Annotated in this window: 19 protein-coding genes; 14 read left to right on the plus strand and 5 right to left on the minus strand. The window is 68.1% G+C overall.

Annotated features, from left to right (window positions below):
• Positions 1 to 14 precede the first annotated feature (14 nt).
• The 9 genes from TSB10GB4_RS16855 to TSB10GB4_RS16895 all read left to right on the plus strand — a co-directional run bounded on the left by TSB10GB4_RS16855 (position 15) and on the right by TSB10GB4_RS16895 (position 12,234).
• Positions 15 to 329: a hypothetical protein gene (locus tag TSB10GB4_RS16855; RefSeq protein WP_186396678.1), complete on the plus strand. Its 315-nt coding sequence runs from the start codon at positions 15 to 17 to the stop codon at positions 327 to 329.
• 159 nt (positions 330 to 488) lie between these two features.
• Positions 489 to 1,895, plus strand: coding sequence for a sigma-54 dependent transcriptional regulator (locus tag TSB10GB4_RS16860; protein WP_186396679.1), 1,407 nt, complete (start codon positions 489 to 491; stop codon positions 1,893 to 1,895).
• Positions 1,888 to 3,936, plus strand: coding sequence for a HAMP domain-containing sensor histidine kinase (locus TSB10GB4_RS16865; RefSeq protein ID WP_186396680.1), 2,049 nt, complete (start codon positions 1,888 to 1,890; stop codon positions 3,934 to 3,936). Before TSB10GB4_RS16860 ends, TSB10GB4_RS16865 begins: the two co-directional genes overlap by 8 nt.
• Positions 3,937 to 4,277: 341 nt before the next feature.
• Positions 4,278 to 6,023, plus strand: a complete 1,746-nt coding sequence (locus TSB10GB4_RS16870; RefSeq protein WP_186396681.1) for an OFA family MFS transporter — start codon at positions 4,278 to 4,280, stop codon at positions 6,021 to 6,023.
• 269 nt (positions 6,024 to 6,292) lie between these two features.
• Positions 6,293 to 6,772, plus strand: coding sequence for a formate dehydrogenase subunit gamma (locus TSB10GB4_RS16875; protein ID WP_186396682.1), 480 nt, complete (start codon positions 6,293 to 6,295; stop codon positions 6,770 to 6,772).
• Positions 6,769 to 8,325 carry an NADH-quinone oxidoreductase subunit NuoF gene (locus TSB10GB4_RS16880; RefSeq protein WP_186396683.1) on the plus strand — a complete coding sequence of 519 codons (1,557 nt, stop codon included), beginning with the start codon at positions 6,769 to 6,771 and terminating at the stop codon, positions 8,323 to 8,325. Before TSB10GB4_RS16875 ends, TSB10GB4_RS16880 begins: the two co-directional genes overlap by 4 nt.
• Before the next feature lie 4 nt (positions 8,326 to 8,329).
• Positions 8,330 to 11,200 carry a formate dehydrogenase subunit alpha gene (gene fdhF, locus TSB10GB4_RS16885; RefSeq protein ID WP_186396684.1) on the plus strand — a complete coding sequence of 957 codons (2,871 nt, stop codon included), beginning with the start codon at positions 8,330 to 8,332 and terminating at the stop codon, positions 11,198 to 11,200.
• 4 nt (positions 11,201 to 11,204) lie between these two features.
• The gene (gene fdhD / locus TSB10GB4_RS16890; RefSeq protein ID WP_186396685.1) at positions 11,205 to 12,020 is read left to right on the plus strand and encodes a formate dehydrogenase accessory sulfurtransferase FdhD; all 816 of its coding nucleotides are present in this window, start codon (positions 11,205 to 11,207) and stop codon (positions 12,018 to 12,020) included.
• The gene (locus TSB10GB4_RS16895) at positions 12,010 to 12,234 is read left to right on the plus strand and encodes a formate dehydrogenase subunit delta (RefSeq protein WP_186396686.1); all 225 of its coding nucleotides are present in this window, start codon (positions 12,010 to 12,012) and stop codon (positions 12,232 to 12,234) included. The genes fdhD and TSB10GB4_RS16895 overlap by 11 nt, the downstream gene beginning before the upstream one ends.
• 24 nt (positions 12,235 to 12,258) lie before the next feature.
• Here TSB10GB4_RS16895 and TSB10GB4_RS16900 read toward each other — a convergent pair whose 3' ends face one another.
• On the minus strand, positions 12,259 to 13,185 hold the full coding sequence (locus TSB10GB4_RS16900) for a lysylphosphatidylglycerol synthase domain-containing protein (RefSeq protein ID WP_186396687.1): 927 nt from the start codon (positions 13,183 to 13,185) through the stop codon (positions 12,259 to 12,261).
• A 79-nt stretch (positions 13,186 to 13,264) separates the two neighbouring features.
• Positions 13,265 to 13,762, minus strand: coding sequence for a ferritin-like domain-containing protein (locus TSB10GB4_RS16905; protein WP_186388211.1), 498 nt, complete (start codon positions 13,760 to 13,762; stop codon positions 13,265 to 13,267).
• Positions 13,763 to 13,966: 204 nt separating this feature from the next.
• Here TSB10GB4_RS16905 and TSB10GB4_RS16910 point away from each other — a divergent pair, with 204 nt between their 5' ends.
• The 4 genes from TSB10GB4_RS16910 to TSB10GB4_RS16925 all read left to right on the plus strand — a co-directional run bounded on the left by TSB10GB4_RS16910 (position 13,967) and on the right by TSB10GB4_RS16925 (position 18,797).
• Positions 13,967 to 14,887, plus strand: a complete 921-nt coding sequence (locus TSB10GB4_RS16910; protein WP_186396688.1) for a PRC-barrel domain-containing protein — start codon at positions 13,967 to 13,969, stop codon at positions 14,885 to 14,887.
• Between the two features lie 151 nt (positions 14,888 to 15,038).
• Positions 15,039 to 15,773, plus strand: a complete 735-nt coding sequence (locus TSB10GB4_RS16915; protein ID WP_186396689.1) for a gluconate 2-dehydrogenase subunit 3 family protein — start codon at positions 15,039 to 15,041, stop codon at positions 15,771 to 15,773.
• 25 nt (positions 15,774 to 15,798) lie between these two features.
• Positions 15,799 to 17,559 carry a GMC family oxidoreductase gene (locus TSB10GB4_RS16920; protein WP_186396690.1) on the plus strand — a complete coding sequence of 587 codons (1,761 nt, stop codon included), beginning with the start codon at positions 15,799 to 15,801 and terminating at the stop codon, positions 17,557 to 17,559.
• Positions 17,556 to 18,797 carry a cytochrome c gene (locus TSB10GB4_RS16925; RefSeq protein ID WP_186396691.1) on the plus strand — a complete coding sequence of 414 codons (1,242 nt, stop codon included), beginning with the start codon at positions 17,556 to 17,558 and terminating at the stop codon, positions 18,795 to 18,797. The genes TSB10GB4_RS16920 and TSB10GB4_RS16925 overlap by 4 nt, the downstream gene beginning before the upstream one ends.
• A 98-nt stretch (positions 18,798 to 18,895) precedes the next feature.
• On the opposite strand, the gene TSB10GB4_RS16930 is transcribed toward TSB10GB4_RS16925, so the two are convergent.
• The 3 genes from TSB10GB4_RS16930 to TSB10GB4_RS16940 form a co-directional block, all read right to left on the minus strand.
• Positions 18,896 to 19,153 (minus strand): hypothetical protein, encoded by a 258-nt coding sequence (locus TSB10GB4_RS16930; RefSeq protein WP_208984850.1) that lies wholly within the window; start codon positions 19,151 to 19,153, stop codon positions 18,896 to 18,898.
• Positions 19,154 to 19,389: 236 nt separating this feature from the next.
• Positions 19,390 to 20,760 carry a trehalose-6-phosphate synthase gene (locus TSB10GB4_RS16935; RefSeq protein WP_186396693.1) on the minus strand — a complete coding sequence of 457 codons (1,371 nt, stop codon included), beginning with the start codon at positions 20,758 to 20,760 and terminating at the stop codon, positions 19,390 to 19,392.
• A gap of 115 nt (positions 20,761 to 20,875) precedes the next feature.
• Complete coding sequence (locus tag TSB10GB4_RS16940) at positions 20,876 to 21,112, minus strand: hypothetical protein (protein WP_186388204.1); 237 nt, start codon at positions 21,110 to 21,112, stop codon at positions 20,876 to 20,878.
• Positions 21,113 to 21,431: 319 nt separating this feature from the next.
• On the opposite strand from TSB10GB4_RS16940, the gene TSB10GB4_RS16945 reads away from it, so the two are divergent.
• Entirely contained in the window at positions 21,432 to 21,698 is a 267-nt protein-coding gene (locus tag TSB10GB4_RS16945) for a hypothetical protein (RefSeq protein WP_186396856.1), read from the plus strand.
• Positions 21,699 to 21,704: the final 6 nt, after the last annotated feature.

Raw genomic sequence — 21,704 nt, forward strand, 5'->3', positions numbered from 1 at the left:
CAAAGGAGAGCAGGATGTTCATCGAGATTGCGAATGGTCTGACCGAGCACAGCGCGAGCGTGCGCAGCTTCGAAGCTTGCGCGCGCGAGGCCCGTGCCCGCATCGCCGGCGAGCCCGAACAGGCCATCGCCTGGCTGCTGGTGGCCCGCGCCGCGCAGGCATTCGTCGATGCCTATGACGACCAGCCGCTGACGCTGGACATCGCCGGCAAGGAGCTGGAGCGGTTCCGCCAGGTGCTGGAGACGCTGGAAAGCGCTTATGCCGGCGGCTCGGCCGAGGCCAAGGTTGCGGCGCTGAACACGGTCGCCCTGCGCCTCAGCGCCGTTTAGGCGGCGCGCGTCGTCCCTCCCACAGCGCCGGTCTTCCGGTTCTCGCGTCTTCGTGTGTTTGCAAGCTGCGCCTCGCGGGCATTATCGTGTCCGGCCGGCTGTGCTATCTCTTGGAAGAGAAAAACACAGAACGACAAAAGAATCCGGGGGAGGGAGTTCATGGGCACGGGATCGCTCAAGCGCGCGACGGACGCGTCCGTCGACGCGCAATTCGGGCCGTGGCTGTCGCAGGCCTCGATCCTGATCGTCGACGACGAGCCCGGCATGCGCAACTTCCTGGTGCGCACGCTGGCGCCGCATTGCAAGCGGATCGAGGAGGCGGAGGACGCGGCCGCCGCCTCGCTGCTGCTCGACCGGCATCACTTCGACGTGGTCATCCTCGACAATATCATGCCCGGCAAGACCGGGGTGGAGTGGCTCGCCGAACAGCGGGAGATCGGCTTCTTCGCCCATGCGATCCTGATGACCGCCTATGCGGACCTGGAAACGGCGATCCAGGCGCTGCGGGCGGGCGCGGTCGACTTCGTGCTGAAGCCGTTCCGGTCCAACCAGTTGCTCAACGCGGTGGCGCGCTGTCTCGACCGGGTGACCTTGCTGCGCGAGAACCAGTTGCTGCGCCACCAGTTGCAGGCCACCTCCGACCACCTGCTGCTGCGCGACAAGCTGATCGGCCATTCCCGCCAGATCGGCCAGATCCGCGACACCATCGCCCGCGTCGCGCCGCTGCCGACCTCGGTGCTGATCACCGGCGAGTCCGGCACCGGCAAGGAGGTGGCGGCACGCTCGGTCCACGAATTGTCGGATCGTGCGGCCAAGCCCTTCGTGCCGGTCAATTGCGCGGCGATCCCCGCCGATGTCATCGAGGCGGAGCTGTTCGGCCACCTGAAGGGGGCCTTCACGGGGGCGGCGGCCAATCGCGAGGGCCTGTTCATGCATGCCCAGGGCGGCACGCTGTTCCTCGACGAGATCGGCGATCTGCCGATGCCGCTGCAGGGCAAGCTGCTGCGGGCGATCGAGGATCGCCGGGTGAGGCCGATCGGCTCGGAGCGCGAGGTGCCGGTGGATCTGCGGTTCGTCTTCGCCACCAACGCGGATCTGGAGCGCGAAGTGGAGGCCGGCCGGTTCCGCGCCGACCTGTTCTACCGGATCAATGTCCTGCAGATCGAGATGCCGCCGCTGCGTGAGCGCGGCGACGATATTCGCGAACTGGCGGAACTGTTCATGAGCAAGCTGGCGATCCAGCTCGGCATGCCGCCGGTGCCGATGGGGCCACAGGTGGTCGCCGGGCTGCTCGCCTATGACTGGCCGGGCAATGTCCGGGAGTTGCGCAACATGATCGAGCGCTCGCTGATCCTCGGACGCTTCCCGGAGGATCTGGTGGGCAAGCCCGTGCGCGGACCTGCGCCCGCGCCGGCCAAAGTCCGGACGGATGCGCTGGAAGACGTCGAGCGGCGCCATATCCTCGGGGTGCTGGAGGCGTGCGAGGGCAACCGCGCCGAGGCGGCGCGCCGGCTCGGCATCTCGCGCAAGACCATCGACCGCAAGCTCGTCGACTGGAATGGCTGAGCCTGAGGACGGGCGGCGGGCGGTGCCCGCGCGCCGCGGCCGGCTGTCGGTCCGGGTGCGGCTGCTGGCCATCGCGCTGCTGCCGACCCTGGTGGTGCTGCCGCTGTTCCTCGGCTGGGCGATGGTGCGCTGGAACTCGAAGTTCGATGCCCTGCTGAAGACCAAGGTCAATGCCGACCTGACGGTCGCCCACCAGTATTTCACCCGGATCCTCGACAACACCGGCGAGCGGCTCGACGCGCTCGGCAAGTCGGCGGAGTTCCGCGACATCGCCGATGCGCGCGACGGGGCGGCGCTGGCCGCGCTGCTGGAGCGCAGCCGCGCGGAGATGGGCCTCGACTTTCTCTATCTGGTCGGCGGCGACGGCCGGGTGCGGGCGGTCTCTCCGGCCGGGGCTCGCCCGCCGCTCGGCCGCGACTGGCCGGTGATCGACCGGGCCATGGCCGGCACGCCGGCCAGCGGCGTCGACATTTTCGAGGGCGAGGAGCTTGCCGGCCTGTCGCCGGAGCTTGCGGCGCGGGCGAGCCTGGAGCTGATCCCCACAGCCAACGCGGTGCCGACAGAGCGGACCACCGAGACGCGCGGCATGGTCGTGCACTCGGCCAGTCCGGCGCGTCTGGCGGAGGCGGTGCCGGCGGCGCTGGTCGGCGGCATCCTGCTCAACCAGAACCTCGTTTTCATCGACACGATCAACGATCTCGTCTATCGCGAGGCGAGCCTGCCGGAGGGGAGCCAGGGCACCGCCACGTTGTTTCTCGATGATGTCCGGGTCAGCACCAATGTGCGCCTGTTCGAGAACCGCCGGGCGCTCGGCACGCGGGTCTCGGCGGCGGTGCGCGAGCGCGTGCTGGGCGAGGGGCAGGTCTGGCTCGACAGTGCCTTCGTCGTCAACGACTGGTACATCTCCGCCTATGAGCCGATCGCCGACAGCCGGGGCGAGCGGGTCGGCATGCTCTATGTCGGCTTTCTGGAGGCGCCGTTCCAGGCGGAAAAGCTGGCGACGCTGGTTGCCGTGCTGGTCGGTTTCCTTGTCGTCACCGCCGGCAGCGTGCCGCTGTTCCTGCGCTGGGCGCGCGGCGTGTTCAAGCCGCTGGAGCGGATGACCGACACGATCGGGCGGGTCGAGCACGGCGATCTCGGCGCGCGCACCCGGCCCGGCGGCGGCAGCGACGAGATCGCCCGCGTCGCGCAGCATCTCGACCATCTTCTCGACCTGGTGCAGGAACGCGACCGGCAGCTCCGCTCCTGGAACGAGGAGCTGAACGCCCGCGTGGAGGAGCGCACCCGCGACCTGATGCTGGCGAACCGCCAGTTGGAGGAGACCACCAAGCAGCTCATCATGTCGGAGAAGCTGGCGGCCATCGGCGAGATCACCGCCGGCGTCGCGCATGAGATCAACAATCCCATCGCCGTCATCCAGGGCAACCTGGAGGTCTTGCGGATGCTGCTCGGCGAACACGCCAAGGTCGCCGGGACCGAGATCCGGCTGATCGACGAGCAGGTCGACCGGATCAACCAGATCGTCATGAAGCTGCTGCAATTCGCCAAGCCCGACGAATATGCCGGCTATGCCGACCGGCACGCGCCGGACGAGGTGATCTCCGACTGCCTGCCGCTGGTGCGCCATCTGCTGCGCCAGACCGAGATCGAGGTGGTGCGCGAGATGCGGGCCTCCCGCACCGTCCTGATGAACCGGACCGAACTGCAGCAGGTGCTGATCAACCTGATCGTCAATGCCATCCACGCGATGCCGAAGGGCGGGCGGCTGTCGCTCGCCACCGCCGACACGCAGCGCGACGGCGTGCCGGGCGTGACCGTGGAGGTCGCCGACACCGGCGTCGGCATGAGCGCGGAGGTGCTCGCGCGCGTCTTCGACCCGTTCTACACGACCAAGAGCCGGCAGGGGACGGGGCTCGGCCTGTCGATCACCCAGACGCTGGTCAGCCGCCAGGGCGGCGAGATCCGCGTGCGCAGCGCGCCGGGCGCCGGCACCGTCTTCACCATCTGGCTGCCCGAGGAGCCGCTGGCCGACGCCTCCTGAGCCTTCGGACAAAATGTCCAGGCCGCGACGGGCGACCGGCGCGTCAAGTGGACAAAATGTCCGCGTTGGGTGGGGCTTTTCCGTCAATCCCTTGAAAAACAAAGATCATTCAAACTGGCGCCGAACTTGCGTAGGGGACTGCGCTGTCTGGTCGCAGGCCGCCCGAGCGGGCCGGTCTGCCGTGGTTGGCGGGGCGGGAGGCCCTGTCGGCGTGCGGGGAGGGCGGACGGCAGGCATCCGGCTCCGGAGGGGGCCGGCCGGAAGCTGCCGACGATCCGGTCAACGGCGCGGCATGGCTTGCGGAGCTGCCTCGACAACCGTGCACGGGAGGAAATAGGTGCATGTTTGACTGGCTGAAAAAGGAACACATCGTCGCAGAGGACGGCTTCAACCGCTGGAAGGTTCCGCCGGCGTCCATTGCCATCCACCTGTGCATCGGCTCCGTTTATGCGTGGAGCATCTTCAATCCGCCGCTGATCAAGCAGTTCGGCGTCGTGGCGGCGGCGCCCGGCGACTGGAGCCTGTCGTCGGTCGTGTGGATCTTCTCGGTCGCCATCGTCTTTCTCGGCCTGTCCGCCGCCTTTGCCGGCAAGTGGCTGGAGGAAGTCGGCCCGCGCATGGTCGGCATCGTCGCCGCGCTGTGTTGGGGCGGCGGCTTCCTGATCGGCGGCCTCGGCATCATGACGCACCAGCTCTGGCTGCTCTATCTCGGCTATGGCGTGCTCGGCGGCTGCGGGCTCGGCCTCGGCTATGTCTCGCCGGTGTCGACCTTGATCCGCTGGTTCCCGGACCGCCGCGGCATGGCCACCGGCATGGCGATCATGGGCTTCGGCGGCGGCGCGATGATCGCGACGCCGATCAAGGAATGGCTGCTCGGCGTGTTCTACCGGGCGCCGGATTATCTCGGCCCGCTCGGCTCCATCGATCTCGTCACCGAGGGCGGCCGTCGCCTCGCCGAGGTCAACGGCCAACTGGTCGAGGTGGTGCTCGCCGGCGCCAAGGAGGTGGCCGCCGCCCCGGTCGCGCTGCAGGAAGGCATCTATGTGGTCGGCACCGGCAACACCGGCGCCGCCGGCACCTTCTTCACCCTGGGGCTCGCCTATCTGCTGGTGATGATCGTTGCGGCCCTGTCCTACCGGGTGCCGCGCGAGGGCTGGCGCCCGGCCGGCTGGACGCCGCCGACGGCCGCCGCCGCCTCGCGCAAGATGATCACCCAGAACAACGTCCATATCGACCAGGCGCTGAAGACGCCGCAGTTCTACCTGTTGTGGATCGTGCTGTGCTTCAACGTGACCGCCGGCATCGGCGTGATCGGCGTCGCCAAGACGATGATGTCGGAGATCTTCGGCACCACCCTGCCGCTGATCGTCAACTCCACCTTCGCGGCGACCTATGTGTTCATGATCTCCGTGTTCAACATGGTCGGCCGGTTCTTCTGGGCCTCCACCTCCGACTATATCGGGCGCAAGAACACCTACCACGTGTTCTTCGTGCTCGGCACGCTGCTGTACCTGTCGATCCCCTTCGCGGCGGCGCAGGTCAGCGTCGACCCGGCGGTGACCTGGCTGGTGATGTTCTACGGCGCCACCATGATCATCTTCACGATGTATGGCGGTGGCTTCGCGACGATCCCGGCCTATCTCGCGGATATCTTCGGCACCAAATATGTCGGCGGCATCCACGGGCGGCTGCTGACCGCCTGGAGCACGGCCGGCGTTCTCGGCCCGCTCGCCATCACCGAGCTGCGCAACATGTCGCTCAACAGCGCCATCCGGGACCTTGCGTCCAGGGTCGACCCGCAGGCCTTCGCGCAGAAGTTCGGCGCGGGCGTCGAGCAGCTCGATCAGTTGGTGGCGGCCAAGACGGTGACGGTGGCGCAGTTGATGGAGATCGCGCCCATTGGCACGGTCGATCCGACGCCGAGCCTCTACAACACCACCATGTATGCCATGGCGGCCCTGCTGGTGATCGCGCTGGTGGCCAATGCGCTGGTGCGCCCGGTCGATGCCAGGCATCACATGGAAAGCGGCGCGGGCGCCGGCGCGAAAAGCACCGGTCCGGAGGGCGCGCAGCCGGCCAAGGCCTGAGGCAGGCCCCAGGCCCAAGCCCAGACCCAAGCCCGGGGCGCTCCGGCGTCCCGGGCTCCGATCCACCGTTTCCGTGCTTTCGCCCTGCGCGCCGCTCATCCGGCGCGGCCGAGCCCTCGCGTCCCGACGCAGCCGGGCCGGGAGGGCGTAAAAGTGGAGTAAATTGCTCATCTATAAGGATGTGCAATCGCACAACGGAACAGTGATGTTGATGTTTCTCCGCGCATTTCGGACTTTCCGGGAGGCGGGCGAGGCGAGGGAGAGAACGCATGTCATTGCAATTGTCGTCACGACAGGTCGCGGAACGGACGCAGGCCGTCGTGGAGGACCTTGCGCAGCTCGAGGGGCCGCTGCTGCCGATCCTGCACGAGGTGCAGAAGGAGTTCGGCTGCGTGCCGGACGAGGCGTTGCGCACCATCGCCGAGGCGCTCAATCTGAGCCGGGCCGAGGTGCACGGCGTCGCGAGCTTCTATCATGATTTCCGCAAGGAGCCGGCGGGCCGCCATGTGCTGAAGATCTGCCGGGCCGAGGCCTGCCAGTCCATGGGCGGCGACGGGCTTGCCGACGGGGTGCGTTCCGCGCTCGGCATCGACTGGCACGAGACGACGCCGGACGGGCGGGTCACGCTGGAGCCGGTCTATTGCCTCGGCCTGTGTTCCTGCGCCCCGGCAGCGATGCTCGACGGCGAGCTGCACGGACGGCTGGACGAGACGGCGATGCGCGAGCTGGTGAAGGAGACAGGCCGATGACCCCGGTGATCTTCGTTCCCAGGGACTCCGCGGCGCTGGCCGTCGGCGCCGACCGCGTCGCCAAGGCGATCGCAGGCGAACTCTCCGCCCGCGGCCTTGAGGCGAGGGTCGTGCGCAACGGCTCGCGCGGCATGCACTGGCTGGAGCCGCTGGTCGAGGTGCGCACCGCCCATGGCCGCGTCGCCTATGGTCCGGTCACGGAAAAGGACGTGCCCGGCCTGTTCGACGCCGGCTTTCTGGAGGGCGGCGAGCATCCGCTGTTCCACGGCGAGACCAAGGAGATTCCTTTCCTCAAGAGCCAGACCCGGCTGACCTTCGCCCGCGTCGGCGTCACCGATCCGCTGTCGCTGGAGGACTACCGCCATTACAAGGGCCTGCGCGGGCTGCACAACGCCATCGCCATGGCGCCGGCGGAGATCGTCGCCACGGTCACCGACAGCGGCTTGCGCGGCCGCGGCGGCGCCGGCTTTCCCACCGGCATCAAGTGGAACACGGTCCTCAGGGCAGAGGCCGACCGCAAATATATCGTCTGCAATGCCGACGAGGGCGACAGCGGCACCTTCGCCGACCGGATGATCATGGAGGGCGACCCCTTCGTGCTGATCGAGGGCATGGCGATTGCCGGCATCGCGACGGGGGCGACCAAGGGCTACATCTACACCCGCTCCGAATATCCGCATGCCATCGCGATCATGAGCGAGGCGATCGAGATCGCCCGCCGCGACGGCATTCTCGGCGCCTCGGTGCTGGGCTCGCGCCACGCCTTCGACATGGAGGTGCGCGTCGGCGCCGGCGCCTATGTCTGCGGCGAGGAGACCTCGCTGCTCAACAGTCTGGAGGGCAAGCGCGGCGTGGTGCGGGCCAAGCCGCCGCTGCCGGCCTTGCGCGGCCTCTTCGGCCGGCCGACGGTGGTCAACAACGTGCTGTCGCTGGCCTCCGTGCCGGTGATCCTGGACCGGGGCGCCGCCTTCTATCGCGATTTCGGCGTCGGCCGTTCGCGTGGTACAATGCCGATCCAGCTTGCCGGCAACATCCGCCATGGCGGGCTCTACGAGACCGCCTTCGGCGTGACGCTCGGCACCCTGGTCGAGGAGATCGGCGGCGGCACGGCGAGCGGACGTCCGGTGCGCGCGGTGCAGGTCGGCGGCCCGCTCGGGGCCTATTTCCCGCCGGCGCTGTTCGACACGCCGTTCGACTACGAGGCCTTCGCGGCGCAGGACGGCTTGATCGGCCATGCCGGCATCGTCGTCTTCGACGACACGGTCGACATGCTGAAGCAGGCGCGCTTCGCCATGGAGTTCTGCGCCATCGAGAGCTGCGGCAAGTGCACGCCCTGCCGGATCGGCGCCGTGCGCGGCGTCGAGACGCTGGACCGGATCGCCGGCGGCGAGCGCCCGGAGGCGCAGGTCGACCTGCTGAAGGACCTTTGCGACACGATGAAGGCCGGCTCGCTCTGCGCGCTCGGCGGCTTCACACCCTATCCGGTCCTCAGCGCGCTGACCCACTTCCCTCAGGATTTCACCCCCCGGCCGATGGCCGAAGCGGCGGAGTAGACCGATGACCCTGATCAAGGAAACCGACTACGGCACACCGGCCTCGACGTCGGACAAGACGGTCACGCTGACCATTGACGGCTTCGAGGTCACCGTGCCGGAAGGCACATCCGTGATGCGGGCCTCGATGGAGACCGGCATCCAGATCCCCAAGCTCTGCGCCACCGATATGGTCGACGCCTTCGGCTCCTGCCGGCTGTGCCTGGTGGAGATCGAGGGGCGGCGCGGCACGCCGGCCTCCTGCACGACGCCGGTGGAACCCGGCATGGTGGTGCGCACCCAGACCGGCCGGCTCAAGCAGTTGCGCCGCGGCGTGATGGAGCTCTACATCTCCGACCATCCGCTCGACTGCCTGACCTGCGCCGCCAATGGCGACTGCGAGCTGCAGGACATGGCCGGCGTCGTCGGTCTGCGCGACGTGCGCTACGGCCATGACGGCGACAACCACGTCAAGGCGCGCGATGGGCTGGGCGAGGTCAATGCCCGCTGGATGCCGAAGGACGAGAGCAACCCGTATTTCACCTATGACCCGTCCAAATGCATCGTCTGCTCGCGCTGCGTCAGGGCCTGCGAGGAGGTGCAGGGCACTTTCGCGCTGACCATCGAGGGACGCGGCTTCGACAGCCGCGTCTCGCCGGGCATGCATGAGGACTTCCTGTCCTCCGAATGCGTCTCCTGCGGCGCCTGCGTCCAGGCCTGCCCGACGGCGACCTTGCAGGAAAAGTCGGTGATCGAGATCGGCCAGCCGGAGCATTCGGTGGTCACGACCTGCGCCTATTGCGGCGTCGGCTGCTCGTTCAAGGCGGAGATGCGCGGCGACGAGCTGGTGCGCATGGTGCCTTACAAGGATGGCAAGGCGAACCGCGGCCATAGCTGCGTCAAGGGGCGCTTCGCCTATGGCTATGCCGCGCACAAGGACCGCATCCTCAGCCCGATGATCCGCGACAAGATCACCGACCCCTGGCGGGAAGTGTCGTGGGAGGAGGCGCTGGGCTTTGCCGCGACGCGGCTGCGCGCCATCCAGTACGAGCTCGGCAAGGACGCCATCGGCGTCATCACCTCCTCGCGTTGCACCAATGAGGAGACCTATCTGGTGCAGAAGCTGGCGCGCGCGGTGTTCGGCAACAACAACACCGACACCTGCGCCCGCGTCTGCCATTCGCCGACCGGCTACGGCCTCGGCCAGACCTTCGGCACCTCCGCCGGCACCCAGGACTTCGACAGCGTCCAGCATGCCGACGTGGTGATGGTGATCGGCGCCAATCCGACCGACGGCCATCCGGTCTTCGCCTCGCGGCTGAAGAAGCGGCTGCGCCAGGGGGCAAAGCTCATCGTCGTCGACCCGCGTCGCATCGACCTCGTGAGGACGCCGCATGTGCAGGCCGCCCATCACCTGGCGCTGCGTCCGGGCACCAATGTCGCCGTGGTGACGGCGCTCGCCCATGTCATCGTCACCGAAGGCCTGTTCGACGAGACCTTCATCCGCGAGCGCTGCGACTGGGACGAGTTCCAGGACTATGCGGAATTCGTCTCCGACGCCAAGCACAGCCCGGAAGCCGTCGAGGCGCTGACCGGCGTCCCGGCGCAGGAGCTGCGCGAGGCTGCCCGGCTTTACGCGCGCGGCGGCAACGGCGCGATCTATTACGGCCTCGGCGTCACCGAGCACAGCCAGGGCTCGACCACGGTCATCGGCATCGCCAACCTTGCGATGCTGACCGGCAATATCGGCCGGCCGGGCGTCGGCGTGAACCCGCTGCGCGGCCAGAACAACGTGCAGGGCTCCTGCGACATGGGCTCGTTCCCGCATGAGCTTCCCGGCTACCGCCATGTCAACGGGCAGGAGGTGCGCGACATCTTCGAAAAGCTGTGGGGCGTCGAGATTTCCGACGAGCCGGGCCTGCGCATTCCCAACATGCTGGATGCGGCGGTCGACGGCACGTTCAAGGGGCTCTACTGCCAGGGCGAGGACATCCTGCAGTCGGATCCCGACACGCGCCATGTCTCGGCCGGCCTTGCGGCGATGGACTGCGTCATCGTCCACGACCTGTTCCTCAACGAGACCGCAAACTACGCCCATGTCTTCCTGCCGGGCTCGACCTTCCTGGAAAAGGACGGCACCTTCACCAATGCGGAACGCCGGATCAACCGGGTCCGCAAGGTGATGGCACCGCGCAACGGCTATGCGGACTGGGAAGTGACCCAGATGCTGGCCAATGCCATGGGCGCCGACTGGTCCTACACCCACCCCTCGCAGATCATGGACGAGATCGCCGCGACGACGCCGAGCTTCGCCAATGTCTCCTACGAGATGCTGGAGAAGAAGGGCTCGGTGCAGTGGCCGTGCAACGACAAGACGCCGGACGGCTCGCCGATCATGCATGTCGACGGCTTCGTGCGGGGCAGGGGACGGTTCATCCGCACCGACTATGTGGCGACGGACGAGAAGACCGGGCCGCGCTTCCCGCTACTGCTCACCACCGGCCGCATCCTGTCGCAATACAATGTCGGCGCGCAGACCCGGCGCACCGCCAATGTGGTCTGGCATGCGGAGGACGTGCTGGAGATCCATCCGCACGATGCCGAGACGCGCGGCGTCAAGGACGGCGACTGGGTGAAGCTCGCCAGCCGCTCGGGCGAGACGGCCTTGCGGGCGCAGATCACCGACCGGGTGTCGCCGGGCGTCGTCTACACCACCTTCCACCACCCGACGACGCAGGCCAACGTCATCACCACCGACTATTCCGACTGGGCGACCAACTGCCCGGAATACAAGGTGACGGCGGTGCAGGTGATGCCGTCCAACGGTCCGACCGACTGGCAGGAGAAATACGAGGAGTTCTCGACCCTGTCGCGGCGGATCGAGGCGGCGGAGTAGAGCCATGCTCACCCATCGCCCCGCCTCCGGCACGGCCTATCGCAACGGCCGTTTCTCCGCCTCCACCAGGGAGCTTGCGGAGGAGGTGGCGGTCGCCATCAGCTACAACGGCACGTCCCATGCCGTGCTGATGGCAACACCGGCCGATCTGGAGGATCTCGCCCTCGGCTTCTCGCTCACGGAAGGGCTCGCCGCCTCGGTCAGCGAGGTCGAGGAGATCGCGATCGTCGATTGCGGCCGCGGCCTCGACCTGCAGGTCCGCCTTGCCGGCGATGCCGGCCAGCGGCTCGGCGAGCGGCGCCGGTCGATGGCCGGGCCGGTCGGCTGCGGGCTCTGCGGGATCGAGAGCCTTGCGGCGGCGATGCGCGAGATCGCGCCGGTTTCCGCCGAGCTTCGGCTCGCGCCGGCCGAGGTGTCTCGGGCTGTCGCGGCGATGGCCAAGGCGCAGGCGCTGAACCTGCGCACCCGCGCGGTGCATGCGGCCGGCCTCTGGCAGGGCGAGCGCGGGCTGGTGCTGGTGCGCGAGGATGTCGGCCGGCACAATGCGCTCGACAAGCTGATCGGCGCGGCGGCGCGGGCCGGGATCGACATGGCGACGGGGGCCATCGTCCTCACCAGCCGGCTCTCCATCGAACTGGTGCAGAAGACGGCGGTCGCCGGCTGCGGCATCCTCGTCGCGGTGTCCGCGCCCACCGCCCTTGCCGTCGACGAGGCCGCCGCCGCCGGCATCACGCTCGCGGGGATCGCGCGCGGCGAGGAATTCGAACTCTTCACGCATCCGCAAAGGATCATCGGGGGAAGCCTGAAAGATGTCGCCTGACAAACTGACCTACATGGCCAACCAGATCGCCGGCTTTTTCCGCACCCGCCCGCATGACGAGGCGGTGGCCGGGATCGCCGACCACATCAGCAAGTTCTGGGAGCCGCGCATGCGCACCCAGCTCTTCGCCATGCTGGAGGCGGGTGGCGCCGGCTTCGACCCACTGGTGGTCGAGGCGGCCCCTGCCATCCGCAAGCCGAAGCAGGCCGCCTGAGCGGCGAGCCGCCGCGCCGGACCTTCAGTTCTCGCGCGCCCGCGAGGGGCGCAGGACGTATTCGCTGATGAGCAGCACAGGCAGGCCGATAGCCAGCGGCACGAGAAAATAGAGGACGCGGAAGACGATCAGCGCCCCGATCGCCTCCGCCCCCGGCTGAAGATACAGGACCGTCGCCTCCAGCACGCCGAGGCCGCCCGGCACATGGCTGATCAGCGAGGCGACATTGCCGATGACGTAGATCGCCGTGACTTCCAGATAGGCTGCCTCGGAGATCGCCGCGAGCAACTGGTGAAGACAGGCCGCCACGCAGGCGAAGTTTGCCGTTCCGACAACGATCTGCGGCAGGGCCAGCCGCAGCGGCGGGAACCTCACGCTCCAGCGACGGAGCCTCAGGTCGCCGCGCAGGGTCGCCGACAGCACGACATGGGCAAGCGGCAGCGACAGGCAGACGATCGACATGCCCCGCAGTTCGGCCCGGGTGATGCCCATCAGCCCCTCCGCCTCCTCCGGATAGAGCAGCAGGCTGATCCCGCCGAGCGTCGCCAGTCCCAGCCCCACCGTCATGCCGCAGAACAGGATCACCTTGGCGACGTCGCCGACCCGCAATCCCCAGCGCGAATAGAAACGATAGCGGATCGCGCCGCTGGACAGGGCGGCGACGCCGACATTGTGGCCGATGGAGAGGCTGACGAAGGAGGCCAGCGCGGTGCGGCGCCAGGCGAGCGGTTTGCCGGCGTAGCGCACGGCCAGCCAGTCGAAACCGGTGAGGCAGAGATAGGAGGCGGCGGCAAAGGCGGCGGCGCGGGCGAGCTGTCCGGCCGGAATGGCGCGAACCGCGTCGGTGATGTCCTCGAGCGTATACCGGCCCAGCGTCCGGTACAGAAGGAACGCCGCGCCGCAGAGGGCCGCCAGGATCAGGAGGCGGAGAAAAAGGCGGTAGATCGACATGGGGATGTTCCCGGACGCTGTCCCGCAACGGCCCTGCTCCGCAGACCAGGGCCGTTGCGGGGGCCGAGCGTGCCGGTGATCACGCCGCCTTGGCGCGATCGTTTGCCGAAGCGTCCGCGAGCTTGGTCAGGGTCTCGTCGGTCTTGGCCTCTTCCTTCAAGGTCTCGTCGAGGAGCTTTGCCGCATCCTGGAGCCCGAGCTCGCTCGCCCAGCGCTTGAGCGTGCCGTAGCGGGTGATCTCGTAGTGCTCGACCGCCTGGGCCGCGGAAATCAGTCCGGCATCGAGCGCGGGCGTGCCCTTGAACTCGTCGATGATCTCCTCGCCTTCGGAGACGATGCCTTCGATGGCGTCGCAGGTCTTGCCGCGCGGCGCCTTGCCGATGATCTCGAACACCTGCTGCAGGCGCTCGACGTGGCCTTCGGTCTCCTCGCGATGCATCTCGAAAGCCTTCTTCAGCTCCTCGGACTGCGCCGCGCGCTGCATCTTGGGCAGCGCCTTCAGGATCTTGCGCTCGGCATAATAGATGTCCTTGAGCGTGTCGTGGAACAGATCTTCGAGGGTCTTTTCCCTGGCCATGTCACTTCCCTTTCTGATGGTGCTCGCCGCCCTGGGCGATGCCGCCTTCGAACGCAGGGCCGCCGGGATTGTTCCAGGCGGCGGGATGTTGCGCCGTGTCGGTGACGCGGGGTGAGGGGCGGAACATGCGGCGGCGTCGGCTGTTTGCAGGGTGGACCCCACGACAGGCGGCGGTGCTGCCTGTCCCCACTTGAGGAGTAGCCAATGACCAGACATGCAACGAAGATGGCGGGCGTGCTGTTGACCGCGACCGCGCTTTCGCTGCTTCCGCACGCCGTCTCGGCGCAGCAGACGGGCCAGCCGGCCGCCCAGCAGACCAATCCGCAGACCAACCAGCAGGCCTCCGCCCAGTGCCAGGCGCGTCTGCAACAGGCGACCGACCGGATGCGGCAGGACCAGTTCTGGCTGACCGGCTGGGGCGCCGGCTACGGCACGCGGCCGATGGGAACCCCGACCACGGCGCCCGACGGCGCGGCACGGCCGGGAGCCGAAACCTCGGTCGCCCCGACCGGCGAGGGCGTACCGTTGGCGGGCGATCCGCGCGGGGCGGTCGAGGGCGCCTATTCGCCGCGCGAGCAGATCCGCACGCTCTATTTCGCCGCCCACATCCTGGCCCAGCGCGGCGAGCAGGAAGGCTGCGACTATGTCGCCGGGCAGTTGGATGCCGTCTATCAGGACTATACGCAGCAGTTGACCTCGGCCGGCGTCGATCCGGCGCAGGTCACCGACTGGCGCCAGGAGCAACTGGCTCTGGCGCAGCCGATCGATCAGGCGGAAGGCATGCGGTCCTACCGCATCGACGACATCACCGGCACCGACGTGCGCAACATCCAGGACGAGAACCTCGGCAGCGTGCATGACGTGATCCTCGATCCCGCATCGGGCGCCGTCTCCTATGTGCTGGTGGCGCGCGGCGGCTTCCTCGGTCTCGGCGAGGAATATGTCGCGGTCCCCTGGGAGCAGTTGAACGCGACGCCGGGGCTGGAGACGATCGTGCTGAATGTCAGCCAGGAAGAGCTCGAGCGGGCGCCGACCATCGATCCGGACCGGTTCCGAAGCCCTGACAACATGCAGGCCGATCGCGGACCGGTGGATGAGTTCTGGTCGGGCGTCGGCCGGCGCTGACACCGCGCTTCAGATCATCGCGCAGCCATATTAGGCCGCGGCGGACAGCGCCCCCTGTTCGCCGCGGCCTCCGGATCGCGGCCGCAGCCGGGCCGGAATGGAACACGCCGCGCTTTCGCGGGTTGGGTGGGGGGAAACCGGGAGACGAGACGTGACGTCCTTCACACGACGCCAGGCGGTGAGGCTTTTGCTGCTGGCGGGCACCGCCCTTGCCGCGCCGCGCGTTCTGGGGCGGGAATACGGTCATGGCGAAGGCATGCCCTGGGCACCGATGTCGGGAGACGTTCCCCACCATGGAACCGGCGACGAGCGCTTTCTCACCCCCGCCGAGCACGCGACTGTGGCGGCCATCTGCGCCCGCCTCATTCCCAGCGACGAGGACGGGGCCGGGGCGGCGGAAGCCGATGTCGTCACCTTCATCGACCGGCAACTGGCCGGCTTCTACGGCCGCGGCCAGAACTGGTACATGAAGGGCCCCTTCGGCGAGGGAACCTCGACGCAAGGCTATCAGAGCGAGCACCCGCCGGCGATGCTCTACCGCCTGGCGCTGGCGGAGCTCGATGCCTACTGCCGGGCGGAGCATGGCGCGCCCTTCGCGGATCTCGGCGCGGACGCGCAGGACGCCATCCTCGCCGGCCTGGAGGGCGAGGAGATCGAGTTCGATCGCGTGTCGGCGAAGACGTTCTTCGACCTCATCCTTGAAAACGCGATCGAGGGCTTCTTCGCCGATCCGATCTATGGCGGCAACCGCGACATGGTCGGCTGGCGCTATGTCGGCTTCCCGGGCACCCGCTACGACTACCGCGATTTCATCAACCACAACGGGGCGGCCATCGTGCTGGAACCGGTCGGCCTTTCGGGGCGGCCCGGCTGGTCCGGTCCGTAGATGCGCGCCCGGCAGAGGGAGACCCATGACCAAGCAACGTCCACGCGTCGATGTGGTGCTGATCGGCTTCGGCTGGACCGGCGCGATGTATGCCGAAAAGCTGACGGCCGCGGGGCTTGAGGTGCTGGCGCTCGAACGCGGACCCTGGCGCGACACCCACAGCGATTTCGCCACCACCTTCGCCCAGGACGAGCTGCGCTACTACTGGCGTCACGCCATGTTCCAGGAGGCCTCGCAGGAGACGCTGACGTTCCGCAACAACAGCGCCCAGACGGCGCTGCCGATGCGGCGCTGGGGCTCGTTCCTGCCCGGCAACGGGGTCGGCGGCGCCGGCGTCCACTGGAACGGCCAGACCTACCGCTTCCTGCCGTCGGACTTCGTCGCCCGCAGCCACAACGAAGAGCGCTACGGCCCCCTGCCACCGGACATGACGGTGCAGGACTACGGCGTCACCTATGACGAGCTCGAGCCGCATTTCGACCATTTCGACAAGATCTGCGGCATCGGTGGTCAGGCGGGCAACCTGCGCGGCGAGATCCTCCCCGGCGGCAATCCCTTCGAGGGTCCGCGCAGCGATCACTATCCGAACCCGCCGATGCAGATGACCTTCTCGCAGGACCGGTTCGGCGAGGCGGCGCGGCAGCTCGGCCTGAGCCCGTTTCCGGTGCCGTCGGCGAACATGTCGCGCGCCTATGTCAATCCGCTCGGCATGCAGCTCGCCCCTTGCACCTATTGCGGCTACTGCGAGAAATACGGCTGCGGCAACTACTCCAAGGCCTCGCCCCAGACCACCATCCTTCCCGCCCTGATGCAGCGGGCGAACTTCTCCCTGCGCACCAACTCGGAAGTGCTGTCGGTGGAGAAGACGGCCGACGGCTCGCGCGCCTCCGGCGTCACCTATGTCGACACCAGCGGCGAGGTGATCTTCCAGCCCGCCGAGATCGTCGTCCTGTGTGCCTATCCCCTGCAGAACACGCGGCTTCTGCTGCTGTCGGAGATCGGCACGCCGTACGATCCGCGCAGCGGCGAGGGCGTCGTCGGCAAGAACTACTGCTATCAGGTGATGTCGTCGGTCACCGTCTTCTTCGAGGAGGAGCACACCAACGGCTTCGTCGGAGCCGGCGCGCTCGGCATGGCGATCGACGACTACAACGGCGACAATTTCGACCATTCCGGCCTCGGCTTCATCGGTGGCGGCTACATCGCCTGCAACACCACCAATGCCCGCCCGATCGAGAGCCATCCGGTGCCCGACGGCGTGCCGAACTGGGGCTCGCGCTGGAAGCGGGCGGTGCGCGAGAACTTCCTGAAGACGGCCGATGTCGGGGTGCATGGCGCCTCCATGGCGCATCGCGGCAACCATCTCGATCTCGATCCGACCTATACGGATGCGCGGGGACGGCCGCTGCTGCGCATGACCTACGATTTCACGCTCAACGACCGCCGGCTGACCGCGCATCTGACGCCGGTTGCCGAGGAGATCGCCCGCGGCATGGGCGGGCGCGAGATCAAGGTCAATGCCCGCCGCGGCTCCTACGACACGATGCCGTATCAGACCACGCACAACACGGGAGGCACCATCATGGGGACCGATCCGGCGACGAGCGTCGTCAATCGCTATTGCCAGAGCTGGGACCTGCCGAACCTGTTCGTCAGCGGCGCCGGGCTGTTTCCGCAGAACGCCGGATACAACCCGACCGCAACCGTGGCGGCGCTGGCCTACTGGTCGGCCGAGGCCATCGTCAGCCGCTATCTCCCCGATCCGGGACCCTTGGTGCGGACATGAGACGGCTGCGCGACATGCTGCTGGCGAGCACGCTCGCCGGCGGGCTCGGCCTTGTTGCCGTCCCGCCCGCGCCGGCGCAGGAACTCGCCTTCTCGCAGGTGGAGCGCGGCCGCTATCTGGCGACCGCCGCCGATTGCATGGCCTGCCACACCAATATCGAGGAGGACGGCGAAGCCTATGCCGGCGGCCGCGGCCTGGAGACGCCGTTCGGCGTCATCTATTCGGCGAACCTGACGCCGGACGAGACCACGGGCATCGGCCGCTGGTCGCGCGACGAGTTCTACCGCGCCCTCAACGAGGGCGTCGGCCGCGACGGCGAGCATCTCTACCCGGCGATGCCCTATACCCATTTCACCTTGATCTCGCGCGCGGATGCCGATGCGATCTACGACTATCTCTTCACCCTCGAGCCGGTGAGGAACGAGCGGCCCGAAAACGAGTTGCCGTTTCCGCTGACCCTTCGCCAGACGCTCGCCGGCTGGAAGATGCTGTTCTTCGAGCAGCGCGAATTCGCGGTCGATCCGGACCGTCCGCAGGAGTGGAACCGCGGCCGCTATCTCGTCGATGCCCTTGCCCATTGCGGCGCCTGCCACACCGGCAAGAACGTGCTGGGGGCGGACAAGGACGACGAATATCTGAGGGGCGGCACGCTGGAGAACTGGTTCGCGCCCAACATTCGCGGGGGCTTGAACGGCGGCATCGCCGACTGGGAGGTGGAGGACATCGTGCGCTTCCTGCGCGACGGTCGCGCCCGCCATACCGCGCCGATGCAGCGCATGGGCGAGGTCGTCGGGCTGTCGACCCAGCACCTGGCGGAGGAGGACCTGCGGGCGATGGCGGTCTATCTGAAGAGCCTCGACGACCGGTCGCGAGAGGCGCCGGAGGCACCCGACCAGGCGCGGCTGGAGATCGGCGCGGCGATCTATTTCGACAATTGCGCCGCATGTCATGCGGCCGATCGGGCGGGGGTGCCCTATATCTTCGCGCCGCTCGGCAGCTCCAACAAGATCGCGGCCGAGGACCCCTCCACCGCCATCCGCATCATCCTTGGCGGCGCCCGGGCGGAGGCGACCAGGGCCGCCCCGAGCCAGCTCGCCATGCCTCCCTTCGCCTGGAAGCTGACCGACCGGCAGGTCGCCGATCTTCTCACCTATCTGCGCCATGCTGGCGAGCGGAAGGCGGGGCCGGTCTCGGCCTCGCAGGTGGAGGACATGCGCCGCTATCTGGAAGAGAAGTGAGGGACCCCGCGATGTCTTGGCCGTCTTGCGGAGCTGACGCTGCAACACTGCAAGGAGGCGGGGCTGGTCCACTGACGGAGCCGGCGACAGGTCCCGGATCATTCGTCGCCGAGCAGGGCCAGTCCCGTTCCCACCGCTCCCATGCCGGTGCTGGCGGCAAAGCTCCACAGCAGCATCGCCGCTGCGAGCGGCTCGCGAAACAGCAGGCCGACATCGCCGATCCAGTGCAGATAGGCGGCGCCGACCAGCACCCCGACCAGCATGCCTGTCGCCAGGTTGACGAGAACAAAGCGCGAGATGCGGTTCATGCCTTTCGAAGGGCGAGATCGGCGGTCTGGTCTTCGTTCGTCAGGCATTGCCTCCTCCTGTTGGTGGCGCGTTGCGATCGACCGGGGGCCGGTCGGTCGGAGGCGGAACGACCTCGCCCTTTATCGGGGGGCGTGGAGAGGTACGTCGGCGCCGCAGCGCCCGGCTCCGTGCCCAGCCGGGCAGAAGTTCGTTCATGAGACCCTGAAGCCTGTTCCACATGGCGCGTCGCCTCCTTGAAGGCCCAACACGCGGGCGGTGCGTCTGTTCCCTGGGGCCCGGCGGTTTAGCGCCGGTGCGCGAGCGCGCTCAGGAAGGCGTCGAGCCAGGCTTTCGAATCGTGCCGCAAAACCTGCTCCAGCAGGGCCGCATGGCGCTGCCGCCGTTCGGCCAGCGGCATGGTCAGGGCGCGGTGGAGACTTCGGGCCATCTCGTCGATGTCATAGGGGTTGACCAGCAGCGCCTCGTCCATCTCCTCGGCGGCGCCGGCGAAGCGCGACAGGACGAGGACGCCGGGGTCTTCCGGATCCTGCGCCGCGACATATTCCTTGGCGACGAGGTTCATGCCGTCGCGCAAGGGGGTGACGAAGCCGACCTGGCTGCCGCGCATCAGGGGTGCCAGCTTGCTGCGGTCGACGCTGCGGTGGATGTAGCGGATCGGTGTCCAGTTGAAGTCGGCGAGCCGGCCGTTGATCGCCCCGACCAGCGCCTCCAGCTCGGCGCGGATGTCGCCATAGGCGCCGACCTCCTCGCGGGTGGGCGGGGCGACCTGGAGATAGGTCACCGATTTCTCCAGCTCCGGGTGCTGCGCCATCAGCCGGTCGAAGGCCTTCAGCCGCTCGGGCAGGCCCTTGGAATAGTCGAGCCGGTCGACGCCGATGATCTGGCGCCGACCCAGCACCCGCCGGCGCATCAGGTCGATCTGCACCTCGTCGTCGGCCTGCCGGGTCATGGCCGCGAAGCCGCTCGCGTCGATGCCGATCGGGAAGCGGTCGATCGTGACGTTGCGGCCGCCGACCTGGAAGCGGGTGTCGCCGAGCTGCACCGCCGACAGGCGCTCGCCGAGATAGGCCTTGAGATTGCCCGCGTCGGTGTGGGTCTGGAAGCCGACGACATCATAGTCCAGCAAGGCGTCGACCAGCTCCGCATGATTGGGCGAGGCGACGAGAATGTCGGGCGGAGGAAAGGGAATGTGGAGGAAGAAGCCGATCCGCTGGCGGCAGCCGAGCTTGCGCAGGCACCGGGCGAGCGGGATCAGGTGATAGTCGTGCACCCAGACGAGGTCGTCGGCCTTGAGCAGCGGCGCGAGCTGCCGCGCGAAGGTCTCGTTGACCCGCTGGTAGCTTTCGAAAAACGCCGGCCGATAGTCGACGAGGTCGAGCCGGTAGTGGAACAGTGGCCACAGCACGCTGTTGGCATAGCCGAGATAGTAATTGGCGATGTCCTCGCGCGAGAGGGGAACGGTCACCTGCTCGGCGCGGCCGACCCTTTCGACCTGCGCTTCGCCGCCGGTCACCCCGTCGGCGGCGCCGTTCCAGCCGAACCAGATGCCCTCGCGCTGCTTCAGCGTGTCGGCCAGCCCGACGGCGAGGCCCCCCGCGTGGTTGGCGCTGCGCAGGTTGGCGACCCGGTTGGAGACGACCACCAGTCTGCTCATGGCCTCGTCCTCGCGGGCGCTCGCAAATCGTGGCGGCGCAGGCCCCGTCATCGGCGGAGCAGGCCGTGCCGCAATGGGCTGCGGGCCCCGTGGGTCGGCCATGTCGGGCGCCATGTCAGGGCGCCCGGTCGGCGAGCTGCGTCGCGCCTTCCCGGGCGGCGCAATGGGCACAGCAATAGATGGTGCCGCCCGCCTCGACGCCGTGGCCGATCACCCTGCAGCCGCAATGGGGGCAGGACGGCGCCAGCGCCTGGATGGCGCATTCGAAGCTGTCGAAGACATAGGTCGAGCCCGCCATCGTCACCTCGAAGGCCTTGTCGTAGTCGTTGCCGCATTGGTGGCACGTGCCCATGGGTCTCTCCTTTCGCGTTTCTCCCCGAACCCGCGGCGCGCGCCGAGGTTCCGACCGGCGTCCGGAAAAATCGCCGGCACCGGGAACCATCGCGGCGCGTGCGGGTTGGAGGGACGTGGAGGGCGAAACCCGGATGGCGAGACATCCTGACGGAGCACGGCCCTTTCACGACGGAGCCCGACCAGCATCGCTCGTCGGGCTGATCGGCGTCGTCCTGACCGTCCTGTCCTTGCTGGGATCCGGATTGGCCTTGGGACCGCGCGGCCCGCAGGGGTCGCCGCGACGATCTTGCCGCCAATTTTCATGGGAAGGACGCAGGATGAACGACAAACGGGACACCAGGGACGAACCGGTCGAACTGCCTCCCGGCAAGGCAAGACAGGGCACGGGATCGCCCCGCATCCTGATCCTGCTGGTGGTCTCGCTGCTGCTGGCGCTGGTCTACTGGTGGGGCGTCGATCTCTATCGCGAGATCGCGCTGGCGCCGGACGAACCGGCGCAGGACCCCGCCACAACCCAGCAGCCGGACTATCCGCCGTCTTCGCCGGTCCTGCCGGACGAGTCCTTGCACAGAAGCCCCGACTAAGCAATT

Origin of the sequence: Stappia sp. TSB10GB4, from assembly GCF_900185745.1 — a bacterium.
Classification (GTDB): Bacteria; Pseudomonadota; Alphaproteobacteria; order Rhizobiales; family Stappiaceae; genus Stappia.